Annotated in this window: 9 protein-coding genes; 4 read left to right on the top strand and 5 right to left on the bottom strand. The window is 61.2% G+C overall.

Going from position 1 to position 14,940, the window contains the following annotated elements; genetic code table 11:
• Positions 1-36 precede the first annotated feature (36 nt).
• The 3 genes from mapR to LIY45_RS21685 form a co-directional block, all read right to left on the bottom strand.
• Positions 37-1,446, bottom strand: a complete 1,410-nt coding sequence (gene mapR / locus LIY45_RS21695) for a GntR family transcriptional regulator MpaR (protein WP_003207510.1) — start codon at positions 1,444-1,446, stop codon at positions 37-39.
• Positions 1,447-1,554: 108 nt separating this feature from the next.
• The gene (gene ccoG / locus LIY45_RS21690; protein ID WP_226477550.1) at positions 1,555-2,970 is read right to left on the bottom strand and encodes a cytochrome c oxidase accessory protein CcoG; all 1,416 of its coding nucleotides are present in this window, start codon (positions 2,968-2,970) and stop codon (positions 1,555-1,557) included.
• Between the two features lie 184 nt (positions 2,971-3,154).
• Positions 3,155-3,394 (bottom strand): DUF3203 family protein, encoded by a 240-nt coding sequence (locus tag LIY45_RS21685; protein WP_003207514.1) that lies wholly within the window; start codon positions 3,392-3,394, stop codon positions 3,155-3,157.
• A 119-nt stretch (positions 3,395-3,513) separates the two neighbouring features.
• Here LIY45_RS21685 and LIY45_RS21680 point away from each other — a divergent pair, with 119 nt between their 5' ends.
• Positions 3,514-4,008, top strand: coding sequence for an MgtC/SapB family protein (locus tag LIY45_RS21680; RefSeq protein WP_226477549.1), 495 nt, complete (start codon positions 3,514-3,516; stop codon positions 4,006-4,008).
• On the opposite strand, the gene LIY45_RS21675 is transcribed toward LIY45_RS21680, so the two are convergent.
• On the bottom strand, positions 4,005-4,163 hold the full coding sequence (locus tag LIY45_RS21675; protein WP_226477548.1) for a hypothetical protein: 159 nt from the start codon (positions 4,161-4,163) through the stop codon (positions 4,005-4,007). The genes LIY45_RS21680 and LIY45_RS21675 overlap by 4 nt on opposite strands.
• A 205-nt stretch (positions 4,164-4,368) precedes the next feature.
• Here LIY45_RS21675 and LIY45_RS21670 point away from each other — a divergent pair, with 205 nt between their 5' ends.
• From LIY45_RS21670 to glgB, 3 genes are all read left to right on the top strand, one after another.
• Positions 4,369-6,366 carry an alpha-1,4-glucan--maltose-1-phosphate maltosyltransferase gene (locus LIY45_RS21670; protein WP_226477547.1) on the top strand — a complete coding sequence of 666 codons (1,998 nt, stop codon included), beginning with the start codon at positions 4,369-4,371 and terminating at the stop codon, positions 6,364-6,366.
• A 167-nt stretch (positions 6,367-6,533) separates the two neighbouring features.
• Entirely contained in the window at positions 6,534-9,881 is a 3,348-nt protein-coding gene (gene treS / locus LIY45_RS21665; protein WP_226477546.1) for a maltose alpha-D-glucosyltransferase, read from the top strand.
• The gene (gene glgB / locus LIY45_RS21660; protein WP_226477545.1) at positions 9,878-12,112 is read left to right on the top strand and encodes a 1,4-alpha-glucan branching protein GlgB; all 2,235 of its coding nucleotides are present in this window, start codon (positions 9,878-9,880) and stop codon (positions 12,110-12,112) included. Before treS ends, glgB begins: the two co-directional genes overlap by 4 nt.
• 130 nt (positions 12,113-12,242) lie before the next feature.
• Here the strand turns inward: glgB and LIY45_RS21655 are convergent, their stop codons facing one another.
• Positions 12,243-14,864: an autotransporter outer membrane beta-barrel domain-containing protein gene (locus tag LIY45_RS21655; protein ID WP_226477544.1), complete on the bottom strand. Its 2,622-nt coding sequence runs from the start codon at positions 14,862-14,864 to the stop codon at positions 12,243-12,245.
• Between the last annotated feature and the right edge of the window lie 76 nt (positions 14,865-14,940).

The raw sequence follows: 14,940 nt of genomic DNA, 5'->3' as shown, positions 1-14,940 counted from the left end.
TGCCCGCGATGGCGTCAGTTGTCTTCACACAGCCTGTCAAAACGAACGCACAATTTTCCCCAGGGTCTCCATCGCCTTCTCACACGACTCATCCCACGGGCTGCCATAGTTCAAGCGAATGCAGTTCCTGAAGCGCTGGGTCGGCGAGAAGATCGGCCCCGGTGCGATGCTGATGCCCTGGGCCAGGGCCATTTGGAACAACTTCAACGAGTCGGTCTGCTCCGGCAATTCCAACCACAGGAAGTACCCGCCGGCAGGCTGGCTGACCCGTGTCTGCGCCGGGAAATAGCGCGCGATGGCGGCGAGCATGGCGCTTTGCTGTTCTTCCAGCGCGTAGCGCAATTTACGCAGGTGCCGGTCGTACCCGCCGTGTTGCAGGTAATCGGCAATCGCCGCCTGCGCCGGCATCGAGGCACACAGCGACGTCATCAATTTCAGCCGCTCGATCTTCTGCGCATAACGTCCGGCGGCGACCCAGCCGATGCGGTAGCCCGGAGCCAGGCTCTTGGCGAACGAGCCGCAATGCATCACCAGGCCTTCGGTGTCGAACGCCTTCGCCGGTTTGGGCGCCTGTTGGCCGTAGTACAACTCGGCGTACACGTCGTCTTCGATCAGCGGCACTTGATGGCTGCGCAGTAACTCCACCAGTTCCTGTTTCCGGGCCTCGGGCATGGTTGCGCCCATCGGGTTCTGGAAACTGGTCATGCACCAACAGGCCTTGATCGGGTAGCGCTCCAGGCTTTGCGCCAGCACCTTGAGGTCAATGCCATCGCGTGGGTGTACGGGGATTTCCACCGCCTTGAGTTTCAGGCGTTCGAGGATCTGCAGGCTGGCGTAGAACGCCGGTGCTTCGATGGCCACCAGGTCGCCCGGCTCGGTCACGGCTTGCAGGCACAGGTTCAGTGCTTCAAGGGCGCCGTTGGTGATCAACAGTTCTTCCATGGGCAGCATCAGCCCGCCCACCATGTAGCGCAAGGCGATTTGCCGGCGCAGTTGCGGGTTGCCCGGCGACATGTCGGTGACCACCATGCGCGGGTCCATTTCCCGGCTGGCGCTGGCCAGGGAACGGGCCAGGCGTTGCAGCGGGAACAGCGTCGGGCTGGGGAAGGCCGAGCCGAAGGGCACGGTTTGCGGGTCTTTGATGGAATCGAGTACCGAGAACACCAATTCGCTGACGTCCACCTCGGTGGACTCGTGCACATGGGCACTCACCACCGGCTCGGAAAACGGGCTCGGCGCATGGGTGTTGACGAAGTACCCGGAGCGCGGCCGGGCGCGGATCAGCCCGCGACGCTCCAGCAGGTAGTAGGCCTGGAACACCGTGGACGGGCTGACACCGTAGGTCTGGCTGGCATAGCGCACCGAAGGCACGCGCTGGCCGGGGCCGAGGACGCCGGAGCGGATCAGTTCTGCGATGTCGTCGGCGAATTTTTCGTAGCGTTTCATTGGGGCTCAGTGCTTTGAACAGATTTTGCTGATTGAACACCGATCAAACTGTGGGAGCAGGCTTGCCTGCTCCCACATTTGATCTCCAGTGTTGCTGAAAGCTCGGGTTCAGCGATTCAATGGCGCCACAAACCGGCTGTCCGCCGCGCTGTAGATCCACGGTTCATCCACGTCCGTGACCTTGAAGCGGAGGGTCTGGGAACTGCTGGCGGGCTTGTCTGCCGTCATCGCCACCGACACCGGCACATCGGTAATCTCTCCCGGCGCCAGGCTGATGTCGGTCTTGCCCTGCAACTGGAAGCCATCGCCGTCCACCAGCTCCAGGCGATAATCCTGGCGTTGCTGGGTCTTGTTGATGACCTTGAGGCTGTAGATGTTCTCGATCAAGCCTTCACTGTTTTCGCGAAACATCCCACGGTCCTTGGTCACGTCCAGCGACACCATCGGGCGCGCCACCAGGGCCACCACCAGCGCGCCGATCATCACCAGCAGCACGGCACTGTAGCCGATCAGCCGTGGCCTGAGCAGATGGGTCTTGCCACCTTGCAACTGATGTTCCGAGGTATAGCTGACCAGTCCGCGGGCATAGCCCATTTTATCCATGATCGAATCACAGGCATCGATGCACGCGGCGCAGCCGATGCATTCCATTTGCAGGCCGTCACGGATGTCGATACCGGTGGGGCACACCTGCACGCACAGCTGGCAGTCGATGCAGTCACCGAGGCCGACGTCCGCCGGTTGCACGTCACGTTTGCGCGGGCCACGGTTTTCGCCACGGGCCACGTCGTAGGAAATGGTCAGGGTGTCCTTGTCAAACATCACACTCTGGAACCGCGCATAGGGGCACATGTGCATGCACACCGCTTCCCGCAGCCAACCGGCATTGATGTAGGTGGCGCCGGTAAAAAACAGCACCCAGAACAGGCTGACGCCGCCCATTTGCCAGGTCAGCAGTTCTTCGGCCAGCGGCCGGATCGGTGTGAAGTAGCCGACAAACGTCAGCCCGGTGAGCACGCTGATACCCAGCCACAGCGTGTGCTTGGCCGAGCGCCGAGCCAGCTTGTTCAAGCCCCAGGGTGCAGCCTGCAGCTTGATGCGTTGGTTTCGCTCGCCTTCCGTGACCTTTTCGCACCACATGAATAGCCAGGTAAACGAGCTTTGCGGGCAGGTATAGCCGCACCACACCCGGCCTGCGAACACGGTGATCGCGAACAGGCCGAATGCACAGATGATCAACAGCGCCGACAGCAGGATGAAATCCTGGGGCCAGAACGTGGCACCAAAGATATGGAATTTGCTTTCAGCCAGGTCCCACAGCACCGCTTGCCGGCCGCCCCAGTTCAGCCACACGGTGCCGAAAAACGCCAGGAACAGAAAGCCTGCGCCCGCTACACGCAAGGTGCGGAACAGGCCGGTAAAACTGCGGGTATGAATCAGGTTGTCGCTGGATTTGGCCTTCATCTTCTTTGGATGTGCAGGCTCAAACACGTCTACGGTTCGGACGGGGATTCTATCGCTCATGGTCTTTCGCTCATCAGCCTCCATCAGGCAGATGAACTATGACCGGCGCTCTGTTTGCATAACAGACTCAGGTAGGGCGATAAAAAGCGGATCAGATGGGCCGACAGCGCCTGCCTGCGACAATGTGCTGCACCCGGTGGTGCGCGGGGTGCAGCGCGTTCGAGGCGGGGCTGATTCAGGTCAATCAAATCACCGAATCACCGTCGGTAGCTTTCAAGTGCTTACGGCCATCCTTGGCGCCAGCGACGGTCAATGCGTCGGCTTCGGCTTCGGTGATGTAGGTACGGTCGCCGTTCAACTTCACAAACGACATGGATTTTTCGCTGTCGGTTTCGACAGTGACATGGGTGGCTTCCAGTTGTTTTTCGTGGCCGTCTACATCGACGGTGAAGAAACATTGCTGACCTTCGATACGTACGGGCATATCGATCTCCTTTTTGTGGGTTATTGCTGATTAGGGTGGGAGGCGCAGGCAATGGTTCTGCGCAACTGACTGACGGTCGGTGCTGTCCATGTTCTATCGAACCTAACAAGGACACGTCCATGGACGCCTGGTGGCATGAAGTCTGGGAAACCCTGCAAGCGGAATTTGCCGATATCGGCGATGCCCGCCAACTCACGCAAATCACCGTGCGGCTGCTGATTGCCGCGATATTGGGCGGGATCCTGGGTTACGAGCGCGAACAGAAAGGCAAGGCCGCCGGGGTACGCACCCACATGCTCGTGGCCATGGGCGCCGCGTTGTTTGTGTTGGTACCGAGCATGTCGGGCTCCCAGGCCGACGCCATGAGCCGCGTGCTGCAGGGCGTGATCGCGGGCATCGGCTTTCTTGGCGCCGGCACCATCCTCAAGGGCAAGGAAGACGAAGAGGGCCAGCACGTCAAAGGCCTGACCACCGCGGCCGGCCTCTGGATGACCGCCGCCATCGGGGTGGCGGCGGGGATGGGGCGGGAGTCGACGGCGGTGCTCAGTACGTTATTGGCATTGGCGGTGTTCAGCGTCATGCCAAGGATAGTGCGGCTGCTGGAGAAGGATTAGACGATGACCGGCGGCATGGTCGTCGGTGGTTCCTCCACGGGTGGTGGCTGAGTGCCAGGTGGCTCCTGCTCGGGAACCGGCTCGGGCTCGGTCGGCGGCAATGTCGGCTTATCGATATTGGGATCAGGCGTTTCAGCTGGAATAGGGATATTCATCGGTGTGGCCTCCTTTGTGCTTTGCTCTATCGGTGGACAATCGCCCGGTGGATTTGATTCCCCGCCCGATGGCGTCATATCCACCTGAACTTTTCAATCGCCAGCATGCTCGGAACCTATACGGCCCTGCTCAGGGAGAGCGTGGCCGTTTCAGAATTTGGATCAAGCGCAAGAGCGTCCACTGGGCGTTAAGGGGAGATGCTCGATGACTGCTGAAACACTGACCCAAGACGATTCAACCTCTACATTACCGCTGTCCCAGGCACTGTTGCTGCCACGGATTGCGATTGAAAGCACCACGCCGGTGATCAATGGTGGCCAGTTTGCGGTCAAGGCTGTGGTTGGCCAGCGTGTGCAGGTTGCCAGCAAGGTTTTTGCCGACGGCCATGACAAACTCGCGGTGCTGATCCGCTGGCGCCCGTTGAATGAAGAAAGCTGGCACAGCGTGGTGATGACCGACGTTGGCAACAACGGCTGGGAAGGCGCATTCACCGTGACCGCCCAGGGGCCGCATGAGTATTGCATCGAAGCCTGGATCGACACGTTCGCCAGCTTCCGCTACGAATTAAGCAAGAAACACGAGGCCGGGGTGCCGGTCAGTCTGGAGTTGCAGGAAGGCCGCAGCCAGGTCTTGCAAGCCGCCGAACGCAGTGACAACGAACTGCGCGACCGCCTGATGCTGCTGCACCACGAACTCTCAGGCTTGCTGGAAACCGAGCAGGTCGCGTTGTTCCTGCACGAAGACAGTGCACACCTGATGACCCAGGCCGATCACCGCGCCTATTTGAGCATCAGCCCGGTATTCCCGATTGACGTGGAGCGCGAAGCTGCGCAGTTCGCCAGCTGGTACGAGCTGTTTCCCCGCTCGATCACCGACGATCCTGCGCGCCACGGCACCTTTAACGACGTGCACTCGCGCCTGTCGATGATCCATGACATGGGTTTTGACGTGTTGTACTTCCCGCCGATCCATCCCATCGGCCGTAGCCACCGCAAGGGCAAGAACAACTCCCTGACCGCCGGGCCCGATGATCCGGGTAGCCCGTATGCCATCGGCAGCGAAGAGGGCGGCCACGAGGCGATCCACTCGCAGCTCGGCACCCGTGAAGACTTCCGCAACCTGGTCAAGGCCGCCGCCGACCATGGCCTGGAAATCGCCCTGGATTTTGCAATCCAGTGTTCCCAGGACCATCCGTGGCTCAAACAGCATCCGGGCTGGTTCAACTGGCGGCCCGACGGCACGATCAAATACGCCGAGAACCCGCCAAAGAAATACCAGGACATCGTCAACGTCGACTTCTACGCGGCGGACGCCATTCCCAGCCTGTGGATCGAGTTGCGAGACATCGTGGTAGGTTGGGTAGAAGAGGGCGTGAAGACCTTTCGCGTCGATAACCCCCACACCAAGCCGCTGCCGTTCTGGCAATGGCTGATCAGCGATGTGCGCGGCAAGTACCCGGACGTGATCTTCCTCGCCGAAGCCTTCACCACCCCGGCGATGATGGCGCGCCTGGGCAAGGTCGGTTACTCCCAGAGCTACACCTACTTCACCTGGCGCAACACCAAGGCCGAGTTGAGCGAGTACCTGAGCGAGCTGAACGAGTCGCCGTGGCGCGAGTGCTTCCGGCCGAACTTCTTCGTCAACACGCCGGACATCAACCCAGGTTTCCTGCATGAATCCGGCCGCGCCGGCTTTCTGATCCGCGCCGCGCTGGCCACCATGGGCTCGGGCCTGTGGGGCATGTATTCCGGCTTTGAACTGTGCGAAGCGGCCCCCGTGCCGGGCAAGGAAGAGTACCTGGACTCGGAGAAGTACGAGATCCGCCCGCGAGACTTCACGGCCCCCGGCAACATCATTGCCGAGATTGCCCAGCTCAACCGCATCCGCCGGCAAAACCCGGCCTTGCAGACGCACCTCGGGCTGAAACTCTACAACGCGTGGAACGACAACATCCTGTACTTCGGCAAACGCAGCGAGGACGGCAGCAACTTCATTCTGGTGGCCGTGAGTCTCGACCCGTTCAACGCCCAGGAGGCCAATTTCGAATTGCCGCTGTGGGAGATGGGCCTGCCGGACGACGCCCAGACCCAAGGTGAAGACTTGATGACCGGCCACCGCTGGACCTGGTACGGCAAGACCCAGTGGATGCGCATCGAACCCTGGCATCAGCCGTTTGGCATCTGGCGCATTACCGTTTCCTGAAGCTGATCTCCAATCCAAAGGAGATCAAATGTGGGAGCTGGCTTGCCTGCGATAGCGGTGTGTCAGTGCAGATGATACTGGCTGATCCACCGCTATCGCAGGCAAGCCAGCTCCCACATTGACCGAGTTCCTTCAGGCAGAATTTTCCGAATTCCCAGGAGTTTCCAATGGCGAAGAAACCCAAGGCTGCCACCTTTATCAAAGACCCGCTCTGGTACAAGGACGCGGTGATTTATCAGGTTCACGTCAAATCCTATTTCGACTCCAACAACGACGGCATCGGTGACTTTCCCGGGCTGATCGCCAAGCTTGACTACATCGCCGACCTCGGCGTGAACACCATCTGGCTACTGCCGTTCTACCCCTCGCCACGCCGTGACGATGGCTACGACATCGCCGAATACCGTGGTGTGCACAGCGACTACGGGACCATGGCCGACGCCAAGCGCTTTATCGCCGAAGCCCACCAACGCGGGCTGCGGGTGATCACCGAGCTGGTGATCAACCACACCTCTGACCAGCACCCGTGGTTCCAGCGCGCCCGCAAGGCCAAGCCGGGTTCGGCCGCACGGGACTTCTACGTGTGGTCCGATGACGATCAGAAGTACGACGGCACCCGCATCATTTTCCTCGACACCGAAAAGTCCAACTGGACCTGGGACCCGGTCGCCGGCCAATACTTCTGGCACCGCTTCTATTCCCACCAGCCGGACCTCAACTTCGACAACCCGCAGGTCATGAAAGCCGTCCTGTCGGTGATGCGCTACTGGCTCGACATGGGCATCGACGGCCTGCGCCTGGACGCCATCCCGTACCTGATCGAGCGTGACGGCACCAACAACGAAAACCTCCCCGAAACCCACGATGTGCTCAAGCAGATCCGCGCCGAGATCGACGCCAACTACCCTGACCGCATGCTCCTGGCCGAAGCCAACCAGTGGCCGGAAGACACCCAGCTGTATTTCGGCGACAAGAAGGGCGACGACGGCGACGAATGTCACATGGCGTTCCACTTCCCGCTGATGCCGCGCATGTACATGGCGCTTGCCCAGGAAGACCGTTTCCCGATCACCGATATCCTGCGTCAGACCCCGGAGATCCCGGCCAATTGCCAATGGGCAATCTTCCTGCGCAACCACGATGAACTGACCCTGGAAATGGTCACCGACAAAGAGCGCGACTACCTCTGGAACTACTACGCCGCTGACCGCCGGGCGCGGATCAACCTGGGGATTCGCCGGCGCCTGGCGCCGCTGATGGAACGAGACCGCCGGCGCATCGAGTTGCTCAACAGCCTGCTGCTGTCGATGCCTGGCACGCCGACCCTGTACTACGGCGATGAAATCGGCATGGGCGACAACATCTACCTTGGTGACCGCGACGGCGTGCGCACGCCGATGCAATGGTCCATCGACCGCAACGGTGGCTTCTCCCGCGCCGACCCGGCCAGCCTGGTCCTGCCGCCGATCATGGACCCGCAATACGGCTACCAATCGGTCAACGTCGAAACCCAGACCCAGGACCCGCACTCGTTGCTGAACTGGACCCGGCGCATGCTGGCCGTGCGTAAACAGTCCAAGGCCTTCGGTCGCGGCAGCCTGAAAATGCTCTCGCCCAGCAACCGCCGCATCCTGGCGTATACCCGCGAATATGTGGGCGCCGATGGCAAGAATGAAATCATCCTCTGCGTGGCCAACGTGTCCCGCAGTGCCCAGGCCGCAGAACTGGACCTCTCGGCGTTTGCCGGCATGGTTCCGGTGGAGATGCTTGGCGGGAATGCCTTCCCGCCCATTGGCCAGCTGAATTTCCTGCTGACCCTGGCGCCGTATGGCTTTTACTGGTTCGTGCTCGCGGCGGAAAACCAGATGCCAAGCTGGCACGTGGAACCGGCGCAAAGCATCCCGGACTTCACCACCCTGGTGCTGAAGAAGCGCATGGAAGAGCTGCTCGAAGCGCCGTGCCGCACGACCCTGGAACAGAATGCGTTGCCGGCGTGGCTGCCAAAGCGCCGCTGGTTTGCCAGCAAGGACACGGCGATCGACAGCGTGCACATCGCCTACGGCGTGCGCTTCGGCAGCCCGCAGCATCCGGTGTTGCTCAGTGAAATCGAAGTCACCAGCGCCGGGCAGGTCAGCCGCTATCAGCTGCCGTTCGGCTTCCTGGGCGAAGACCAGTTCACCAGCGCCTTGCCGCAACAACTGGCGCTTGCCCGCGTGCGGCGAGTGCGTCAGGTGGGTTTGGTCACTGACGCGTTCAGTCTCGATACGTATATCCGCGGGGTGATCCAAGGCCTGCAGGCCAGCACCGTGCTCAGCTCCACCGATGGCGAGATTCGCTTTGAGCCCACGGCGCAGTTGGCCAAGCTGGAATTGAACGACGAATCGGAAGTGCGCTACCTCGCGGCCGAGCAGTCCAACAGTTCAGTGGTGGTGGGTGGCAGCCTGGTGCTCAAGCTGATCCGAAAAGTCAGCGCCGGGGTTCACCCCGAGCTGGAAATGGGCGCCTACCTGACCGAGGCCGGCTACGAGCATATCTCGCCGCTGCTGGGCTCGGTGATTCGCCACGACGCCGACGGCCAGGACAACCTGCTGATGATCGCCCAGGGGTACCTGAGCAACCAGGGCGACGCCTGGGGCTGGACCCAGAACAACCTGGAGCGAGCGATTCGCGACGAACTGGCCGAAGCCATGTCCGAGCAGGAACAGCACTACAACGCCCTCGGCGAACTGGCGGATTTCGCCGGCTTGCTCGGCCAGCGCCTGGGCGAGATGCACCAGGTGCTGGCAGCGCCCACCACCAACAAGGCCTTCAAGCCCGAGGTCACGTCCCTGAAGGACACCCAGGGCTGGGCCAAGCACGTGGGCGCACAAATTGACCGCGCGTTGCAGTTGCTCAAACAGCATCAAACTCAGTTGAACCCTGCCGATCAGGCGTTGGTCAGTGCTTTACTGGAGCAGAAAAAGGCCATCGCCAGTCACGTTCAGGACCTGGCGAAAGCCACGGTGGGCGGGTTGCGCATTCGCGTGCACGGCGACCTGCACCTGGGCCAGGTACTGGTGGTGAAAGGTGATGCCTACCTGATCGACTTCGAGGGCGAACCGGCGCGGCCGCTGCCTGAACGTCGCGGCAAACACAGCCCGTACAAGGATGTGAGCGGAGTGCTACGGTCGTTTGATTACGCGGCGGCCATGGCGGTGAATGTGCAGGGCGTCGACCAGTCGCCCGAAGCCAATGCATCCCGGCAGCGGGTAGCGGATCGCTACTTGCAGGAGGCCAAACAGGCATTTATCCAGGCCTATCACGCCGCCACGACTACACTGGCCCATGACTGGCAGGATGCCAAAGGCCAGGACGCAGCGCTGGCGTTGTTCAGCCTGGAGAAGGCCGCGTACGAAGTGGCCTACGAAGCAGAGAATCGTCCCAGCTGGTTGCCGGTGCCGTTGCAAGGTTTGCACGGGCTGCTCAGCGGGTTGAAACCAATATCGAAAACTGCACGCGGTGGGGAGACGTCATGAGTTTTACAAGCAAAGAACCGCTGCAGGAAAAGTTGAGTGTGATGCCCAAGCCTGCTGATATCGAAGCCCTGGTACGGGCCGAGCACCATGATCCGTTCTCGATCCTGGGCCCCCATGATGACGAGCAGGGCGGCCAGTTCATTCGCGCCTTCCTGCCGGAAGCCTTGAGTGTCCAGGTACTGGCCCGCGACAGCGGCGAGCACATCGGCAGCCTCGATGCGACCCAGGTGCCGGGCCTGTTTGTCGGGCATTTCGGCAGTCGCCAGGCGTACCTGCTGAAGATCCAGTGGGCCGGTGGCGAACAGATTACCGAAGACCCTTACAGCTTCCAGCAACTGCTGCTGGGGGAGATGGACCTGTACCTGTTCGCCGAAGGCAATCACCGCGACCTGAGCAGTTGCCTTGGGGCACAAGTGACCAGCGTCGACGGCGTCCAGGGCGTGCGCTTTGCCGTATGGGCGCCGAATGCCCGCCGGGTCTCGGTGGTGGGCGACTTCAATATCTGGGACGGGCGCCGTCATCCGATGCGCCTGCGCCATCCGTCCGGGGTCTGGGAAATCTTTATCCCGCGCCTGCAACCGGGTGCCGCCTACAAGTACGAAATTCTCGGTGCCCACGGGATCCTGCCGCTCAAGGCCGACCCCATGGCCCTGGCCACGCAGCTGCCGCCGGATACAGCGTCCAAGGTCGCTGCGCCGCTGCAAGTAGACTGGCAGGACCACGACTGGATGCAATCGCGCAGCGAACGGCAGAAACCCAGCGCACCCTTGTCGATCTACGAGTTGCACGCCGGTTCCTGGCAGTGCGAACTGGACGAAGTCGGCGAGGTGTCCCGCCAGTACAGCTGGCGCGAGCTGACCGAGCGCTTGATTCCGTATGTGCAGCAGTTGGGCTTCACCCATATCGAGCTGATGCCGATCATGGAGCACCCGTTTGGCGGTTCCTGGGGCTACCAGGCGCTGTCGCAATTTGCGCCCACGGCGCGCTTCGGCTCGCCGGAGGATTTCGCGTACTTCGTCAATGCCTGCCATCAGGCCGACATTGGCGTAATCCTCGACTGGGTACCGGCGCATTTCCCTACCGACACCCACGGCCTGGCGCAATTCGACGGCACCGCGCTGTACGAATACGCCAACCCGCTGGAAGGCTTCCACCAGGATTGGGACACCCTGATCTACAACCTCGGTCGCACCGAAGTCCATGGCTTCATGCTGGCGTCGGCGTTGCACTGGCTCAAGCACTTCCATATCGACGGTCTGCGGGTGGATGCCGTGGCGTCGATGCTGTATCGCGACTATTCGCGCAAGGCCGGTGAATGGGTGCCGAACCGCCACGGCGGTCGTGAAAACCTTGAAGCCATCGACTTCCTGCGTCACCTCAACGACGTCGTCGCCCTGGAAGCCCCCGGCGCACTGGTGATCGCCGAGGAATCCACCGCATGGCCGGGCGTGAGCCAGCCGACCCAACAGGGTGGCCTGGGGTTCAACTACAAGTGGAACATGGGCTGGATGCACGACTCGCTGCACTACATCCAGCAAGACCCGGTGTACCGCGCCCATCATCACAACGAGCTGAGTTTCGGCCTGGTGTATGCCTGGTCCGAGCGTTTTATCCTGCCGATTTCCCATGATGAAGTGGTACACGGCAAACACTCGTTGATCGACAAGATGCCCGGCGACCGCTGGCAGAAATTTGCCAACCTGCGGGCGTACCTGAGCTTCATGTGGATGCACCCCGGCAAGAAGCTGCTGTTCATGGGCTGCGAGTTTGGCCAATGGCGCGAGTGGAACCACGACCAGCAACTGGACTGGTACCTGCTGCAATACCCCGAACACCGGGGTGTGCAGAAACTGGTGGGTGACCTCAACCGCCTGTACCGCGAAGAGCCGGCGCTGCACGACCAGGACGACGCGCCACAGGGCTTCCAGTGGCTGATCGGCGACGATGCGATCAACAGCGTCTACGCCTGGCTGCGCTGGAGCAAGGACGGCAGGCCGGTGCTGGTGGTGGCCAACTTCACGCCGGTGCCGAGGGAGTCTTACAAGGTCGGCGTACCCTTTGCCGGGCGCTGGAGCGAGGTGATCAACAGCGATGCCGACACCTATGCCGGTTCCAACTTCGGCAACGGTGGCGGGGCGTTTACGGAGGAAGAGCCCAAGCATGGGCAGCCGTTGTCACTCTCGTTGAACCTGCCGCCTTTGGGTGTGCTGATTCTGCGGCCGGACGCCTGACTTCCAGGCGCTGAAGACCCCCATGTGGGAGCGGGCTTGCTCGCGAATGCGGAGTACCCGTGCCAGATTTTTTGGCTGACACACCGCATTCGCGAGCAAGCCCGCTCCCACAGTTGGGATGTGGTGTGGCTTAGAAGTCAACTTTCACTCCAATGGTGCCCTTGCGCCCATTCAGCTGATTACTGTCCAGATTGCTGTTGTAGCCCACCTCGCCATACACGCTGACCGTGCTCGATACCTGCAACGTTGCCCCGGCGCTGACGTCCAGCGTGGTGGATTTCTGTTCGGTATTGATGTTGGTGCTGTCATTGAACGTGATGGTGTTATTCCCGGCGCTGGCGTGCCACACGTTGGTACGCACATAAGGCAGCACCGGCATGCCGCTCACGCTGTAGCTGCCATTGAGGCGAACGCCGAGGCGGGTAACAACGTTGGTGTCGGCGCTGAATGAGACATCTGAAATCCCGTCATTCTGGCTGTGCAGATAGCTTCGATCGACAATCACTTGCGCCTGCGGCTCAACCTCCCAGTGTTCAGACACCGCAAACGGCATGCCCACTTCCACGGACCCCAGCACGTTGTGGCCCTTGGTTGGGAGTTTGACGCCCCGGTCGGATTCACTGTGGCCATCGAACCGTGTACCCATCAGCACGAAATCGATATAGGCGCGATTGGCGCCGATGAGCGTCCAATAGGCGCCCAAGCTATCACCGCGCAGGGTGGTGTTGCCGGCGTCCTTGCCTTGAAAACCGCCATTGAATCCTGCCACATCACCCGTCAGGCGACTGTGGCCGACGAAGAAGCCGAAGCGTTGGGTCAGGCCAGCGTCGTTGGTCCAGGCGTACAGGTAAGTGCCAACCTGGAAACCGGATATCGAGCTGTCCAGCGACGGGCTGACCGTGCCGGCGAACGATTGGCGTGTGCTGCCGCCATACACCCGGCCCCAACCTGCCGCCAAGGTGCCAGGTTGCCGTTGCAGGCTTTGATCCCCCATGCGTTCGTGGTAGGTGCCCAGCATGCCCTGGACCATCTGCTGTACTGCGGGAAACAGCACGGCATACACCGGGACTTCCGGGCGATAGATTGGTATGGGCTCTTCGCCTGGGAAGATGCCCGGAAGCTCCGGCGTGCCATCGGCAGGCACGGGGGGGAAGATGCCCACCGGGTTTTCAGGGTCCCCGGGGTTTTCAGGGTTACCAGGATTCTCAGGTTCGCCAGGGTTGGGCAGTGGCGGAGCCACCACCGAGGACCGCAGGAACCAGTTTTGGCCGGTGCCTGGCGTTACGCCACCTTTGAACAGATAGTATTCGTAGGCGCCAGCGGATATGGCACCTCCGCGCAGGGTAAAAGCGAGGTCGCTGCTGGTTGCACCGTTAAGAACTTCAACCACCTGGATGCCGTTCTGCTGGGTCATGGCGCCTGGGCCCGCAAGGTTGGTGACGGTGATGGTGGTGCCACCTTGTATCGTGCCCTGGTTGACCACCAGCTTGTCACTGGCCGAGCCGTCTTTACCGAGCACCGATTGCAGCGCCAGTTCGCCGCCATTGCCGGTGTAGTTGCCGTTGACGGTCAGGCTATCGGTCGCGCTGGAACTGCCGGTGGTCATGTCGATCAGGCCACTGTTGTTCAGGTTCGCACGTTGCCCGGCAGTGAAGGGGCTGATGCTGCCTTGGGTCACCTGCAGGGCGGCGCTACCAAAAATGTTCATCGTGCCGGTGCCCGTAGCGCTGTCACCGAGCTTGAAGTCGCCGCCCAGGGTCAGGCGTGAATGGTTGTCCAGGTTGACCGTCTCCCAGTTGACATAGCGGGTTGGTGTGGCGGATTGGGTGTTGTCGAAGGTCAGGGTGTCATTACCCAGGCCGCCGTCCAGGAGCGGTGTGGAGGCCAGGGTGGTTTCTGTCAGGTTGAACAGGAAACCCCTATCGGCGCCATCACCCATGAGGATTTCCTTGTGGATCAGGCCGCCGCCGTCCCAAGTGAACTCATCGTTGCCAAAACTGGCGAGGATCTGCCCACCTATCTCCCCGCCGCTGACCTTGATGATGTCGTCACCGCCGCTGACGCTGATGTTGCCGCCGACAGTGCCTCCGGAAACCAGGATGGTATCGTTTCCGAAGCCAGTAACGAGATTACCGATGATCGTTCCACCCCTCAGGTCGAACAGGTTGTTGTCGAGCTTCATGTCGACCCGCCCGATGCTGCCACCGGTCATCAGCGCGACATCTCCATCTTCAAAGGCGCCGACGATCTTGCCGCTGCTCATGGTGAACTCGTCATGACCGTCGCCCTGAGCCAGCGAGGCGACGGTGCCACCGCTCTGGAAGTACTGGTCAACCCCGTCCCCCTGGGAGATTGCACCGGCGCTGCCCCCGCTGATTTGCGCAATGTCACTGCCCGCGCCTTGATTCACCGTGCCGGAAATATTGCCATTGAACAGCTGGAAAATATTTCTTCCGTCACCTTGGTTGATCGCGCCATTGATCGCGCCGGAATCCATCGTGACCCGGTCATTACCCGCGCCATAGGTCACGTTACCGACAATGATGCCGGTACCACCGAGGGGGAACTCCAGGACGTTGTTTCCCTGTAAATCCGTCAGCGCGCCAGCAGTGCCATCGCGGCAAATGGTGGTGTCGTCGCCAGCGGTTATGACCAGCGTGCAGGCAGCTTGCGCGAGCAGTGGCCAATTGAGCAGCAGCGTTGTCACGCCCCAGACGCTGAAATACGTCACAGGAGAAAAACGTGTGCCCATGATTCACCCTCCGTGCAAGCCAGGGTTCCAAGCTAGCCATACAGAGGGCGCGTCCGCTACTGTCAGAAGTTACAGG

It is taken from the genome of Pseudomonas sp. MWU16-30323, assembly GCF_020515595.1.
In the GTDB taxonomy this organism is placed as follows: domain Bacteria; phylum Pseudomonadota; class Gammaproteobacteria; order Pseudomonadales; family Pseudomonadaceae; genus Aquipseudomonas; species Aquipseudomonas yamanorum.
The sequence above is the reverse complement of the archived record's forward strand: the minus strand, read 5'-3'. Positions and strand labels throughout refer to the sequence as shown.